The 3,965-nt window shown below is 51.6% G+C and carries 5 protein-coding genes; 4 read left to right on the top strand and 1 reads right to left on the bottom strand.

Going from position 1 to position 3,965, the window contains the following annotated elements; genetic code table 11:
* The first annotated feature begins 114 nt into the window (after window positions 1-114).
* From V3U24_07035 to V3U24_07020, 4 genes are all read left to right on the top strand, one after another.
* Window positions 115-393 carry a hypothetical protein gene (locus V3U24_07035; GenBank protein ID MEE9167197.1) on the top strand — a complete coding sequence of 93 codons (279 nt, stop codon included), beginning with the start codon at window positions 115-117 and terminating at the stop codon, window positions 391-393.
* 115 nt (window positions 394-508) lie between these two features.
* Window positions 509-1,120: a DUF2914 domain-containing protein gene (locus V3U24_07030; protein MEE9167196.1), complete on the top strand. Its 612-nt coding sequence runs from the start codon at window positions 509-511 to the stop codon at window positions 1,118-1,120.
* A gap of 161 nt (window positions 1,121-1,281) precedes the next feature.
* Window positions 1,282-2,706: an aminotransferase class V-fold PLP-dependent enzyme gene (locus V3U24_07025; GenBank protein MEE9167195.1), complete on the top strand. Its 1,425-nt coding sequence runs from the start codon at window positions 1,282-1,284 to the stop codon at window positions 2,704-2,706.
* Window positions 2,707-3,296: 590 nt separating this feature from the next.
* Window positions 3,297-3,476 carry a PspC domain-containing protein gene (locus tag V3U24_07020; protein ID MEE9167194.1) on the top strand — a complete coding sequence of 60 codons (180 nt, stop codon included), beginning with the start codon at window positions 3,297-3,299 and terminating at the stop codon, window positions 3,474-3,476.
* A gap of 63 nt (window positions 3,477-3,539) precedes the next feature.
* On the opposite strand, the gene V3U24_07015 is transcribed toward V3U24_07020, so the two are convergent.
* Window positions 3,540-3,965: amino acid permease (locus tag V3U24_07015; GenBank protein ID MEE9167193.1), on the bottom strand; the 426-nt coding region annotated here is incomplete at its 5' end.

The raw sequence follows: 3,965 nt of genomic DNA, 5'->3' as shown, positions 1-3,965 counted from the left end.
GGAGATGTTCGAGATCGCTAGGGATGAGGTCGCAAATGTCCCCGTGTACTACCTACCCTTCTTGCTGTTCTTTCGGGATTGTACATGTACTGGGAGTTTTCTGGTTACCTGGATATGGAGTGGATCTTATCGCAGAAGGGGCTGGCTACGACGATTGGGGGATCGGCAGCCATCGCTGCCCTCTTGATAGGACAAATGGTTCAGCGGCCAAGCGCCAAAAAGATCGCCGCACTTGGAGGGGAAATGCAAAAGGCAGAAGGTCCTCCCTCCCAGGAACAGCTGGCAGAAATGCAAGCCCTTCAAAACAGGATTACGACCGGCGCGAAATGGGTAGCCATCTTGCTGGTTGTGACCACGGTGGGTATGGCCCTGGGCAGACGCCTGTTTCAGTAACCATGCTGTAAACTCGATGCAATTGTCCATTTTTTTATCCAGACTAATTCGTCACTTATATTTTGACAAATACGCCACGTTCTCATACATTAAGGGTAACAGGGAGGGCATAAAAATGAAACATAAACTGTCCTGGATTGGCATATTCTTGGGTACGTTTCTTTTCTGGGTGTTCCCGTTTCAGAATGAACTCACGGCACAGGAGGCGGTCAGTATCGAAGAGATGGTCTTCTGTGAAGACGTAGTGGATCGTACCCCGGTGAATCCGGGCACCGAATTTGAGGCGGGTGTGGAAAAAGTCTACTGTTTCACGGCTGTCGCGAATCCTGGACCCAAAACAACGATTACCCATGTATGGAGTCATGAGGGTGAGGAGAAGACGCGTGTCGAAATGAACGTGGGTACTTCGTCCCGCTGGCGAACGTGGAGCAAGTTTCAGCCTGAATGGACCGGGTCATGGAACGTCACCGTACTCGACGCAGCTGGAACAGAGATAGGGAGTGCTGATTTTAACTTTGGACCTTTGGAAGCCGCTCCTGAACCTGAAGCTGAGCCTGAAGAGACCGTGACGGAGGAAGAAATGGGGGTCCCCGAAGAACCTGAAGAAGTGCCAGAGGCCCCAGAAACTGAGGAGGAAGTCCCGGATTTAGGGACTGAAGAAGAGGTGGCACCCCCGGAGGCGGCACCTGAAGACACTGTGGCGCAGGATACATCCGGTTTGAAGTAGCGTCCATCTTCCTCGAAAAACGTAATAATGCCATCCTGGCCGGTCGGGATGGCATTTTTTTGTGTCGCGAACGGTTGTTTCAACAAAAGAACCGCCGGAAACGGTGGTACAGGATCGATCGTTGGGAATATCTTTGATTGTCCTGGAACCATGGAGGAGAGATGAGTAGGGATAAAAGTTTTCACATGCCTTCAGAGGAATTCCTGAAGAACGGACGGCTAGTCGTCGATTGGATTGGTGATTATCACAAACGCGTCGAATCCTTTCCGGTGCTTTCGCGGCTGGAACCGGGGGAAGTCCGGGCTTCCCTACCAGTAAAACCGCCTCATCACGGGGAACAATTCAAGACCATTCTCGAGGACATGGAGAAGTTGATTTTGCCTGGTCTCACTCACTGGCAATCCCCAAACTTCTTCGCTTTCTTTCCAGCCAACGTATCCGGGCCGGCAATTCTGGGGGAGATGCTGTCTGCCGGGCTGGGTGTGCAGGGAATGCTTTGGTCCACAAGCCCGGCCTGTACTGAGCTGGAGACGCACGTCCTGGATTGGCTGGCGGAGATGCTTTCCCTGCCGGATAAGTTCAAATCGACGGGGAAGGGGGGGGGAGTGATACAGGATACTGCTTCGAGTGCCTCTCTTTGTGCTCTTCTCGCAGCCCGGGAACGTGCCACGAACTTCAAGAGTAACAGAAGTGGATACAAAGGGAATCTTGTGGCCTACGCGTCCGCCGAGGCTCATTCGTCTATCGAAAAGGCCGTCAGGATAGCGGGACTCGGGAAAGAAAACATTCGGTTCATACCTGTTGACGGGAATTTCGCGATGGAACCGCAGGCTCTCGCCGATACAATGACAAAGGACCGCGACGCGGGCCTGATACCCTCCTTTGTCTGTGCTACCTTGGGCACAACATCATCCAACGCTATGGATCCTCTTCGTGAGATCGGAAAGATATGCCGCGACGAAAGGGTCTGGCTTCATGTGGATGCTGCCATGTCAGGGACGGCGGCCTTATGCCCTGAGTTTCGGTGGATACAGGACGGAGTGGAGTTTGCAGACAGCTACTGTTTCAATCCACACAAGTGGATGTTTACGAACTTCGATTGTGACTGCTTCTATGTGGCAAACCGCGATCATTTGATAAAGACGCTGAGCGTTCAACCGGAATACCTTCGCGATGGGGCAAGTGAATCGGGAGCGGTGATCGACTATCGCGATTGGCATATCCCGCTGGGGAGAAGGTTTCGGGCTCTGAAGCTCTGGTTCGTCATCCGTCACTACGGAGTGGAAGGATTGCGGCATCACATTCGGCAACATGTTGAACTTGCCCAGGAATTCGCCTCGTGGATAGAGGAGGATCCACGATTCGAGCTGGCGGTTCCACCACCACTGAATTTGGTCTGTTTCCGTCACAGAAAAGGTGATGAGATAAACCAGCGGCTGCTGGAATCCGTCAATCGCAGCGGGGAGTTGTACATGACACATACCCGTATGCACGACAAATTCACCCTCAGATTCTGCGTAGGACAGACGCAAACAGAATACCACCACGTGGAAAAGGCGTGGAGAACCATACAATCGTATGCATAAGCCACAATTCCCTCAGAAGCATGTAGATTATTGTGGTGACTGTCCAATCTGAATACCGCCTCAGGAACTTCGTTTGCTAGCACAATCTTTCTCCAGACGTTGTCATTGCTGGATTATCTAGGCTATAGTTTCCTCCATACTTTTCTTGGTCGCAAGAAAAGTACCAAAAAGAAGCTCGGCCGGAAAACAATTCAGCTTGGCTTGTCTTCGGTCTCGGGAATCCATGAAACTCGTCCGCCTGTTGGCGGCCTCAGACAGTCATGGATTCTCCGAAGGATCTTGAGATGATCCTCGCCCTTGCCAAGCCTCTATCGTGGCCGAATTGTTTTAAGGCCACCCGTGGTGCCGATTTATCGGCACCAAGAACGATACTCCGGTTCTATTCTTGTCGCATTAGAAATATTCAGCCTCGTACGGTTTGAGCTGAACGAAAGAAAAGGACAGGAAAAAACAGTTTCTGTTCTCCGGAGAAATTGAAACCCACTAACAAAGCGGCTATCACAGAACCACAAATTTCTATATGCTTGGAATTCCGTCGATTCCTATTGTTTTTTCCGCCCCACTGTTGTTCCTTTTGCACCGTGAAAAGAGTGCACCGTAACAAAACTGGGGCAAAACTGGCAGGTGTTTGTGCCGGTCTTGGCGACTATTTCGAAGTCGACCCGGTATTGATCCGCCTGATCTTCGTTATTCTCTGCTTTTGGGGGGGAGCCGGACTAATCTTGTACATAGCCGCCTGGATCATTATTCCCGAGGAGACGACGGGGTAAGCTGGGCGGGCGGTGTTCTTGATAATCGGCAAAGCGCGGAGTCCATGGAATGTGAGTTGATCCTCACGCCTTTGGGGGCGCGAATCTGAAAACCAGTCCGCCCCCCAGAACGAACAGCAAGAATCCCCCAACTACTTTGATTTCGTAGAGTAAGACATGGCCCGCCTCCCGGGGGGGGATCAGCGTTATTATGATGGCGAGCAGTGTCGTTGCGAACCCGGAGGCGGCGATGAAATACGCCAGGAGATTACTCCTGGGCATTTTGAACCCACCTTCAGTGCCACGATTCCTGGAACGCAATACGGCATAGGAGAGGAACATATATCCATAGGGAACAAAGTATATGAGGAGAGTCGTATCAAGCAGGATGAGATAGGCCTCAGTGACCGTTGCCCCGATGAAACTCATGGCAATGAACAAGGAAGCGATCAGGGACTGCACGAAAATCGCGACATATGGAGATCCATACCGTGGGTGGATCTTTCCAAA

Source organism: Candidatus Neomarinimicrobiota bacterium, assembly GCA_036476315.1.
Lineage (GTDB): Bacteria > Fidelibacterota > Marinisomatia > Marinisomatales > S15-B10 > JAZGBI01.
This window is presented reverse-complemented; position numbering and strand designations above follow the sequence as displayed.

What these genes read in the sequence shown, in the direction of transcription:
- V3U24_07035 (MEE9167197.1), top strand. Translation starts at nt 115, where the DNA reads ATGGAGTGGATCTTATCGCAGAAGGGGCTGGCTACGACGATTGGGGGA.
- V3U24_07030 (MEE9167196.1), top strand. Translation starts at nt 509, where the DNA reads ATGAAACATAAACTGTCCTGGATTGGCATATTCTTGGGTACGTTTCTT.
- V3U24_07025 (MEE9167195.1), top strand. Translation starts at nt 1,282, where the DNA reads ATGAGTAGGGATAAAAGTTTTCACATGCCTTCAGAGGAATTCCTGAAG.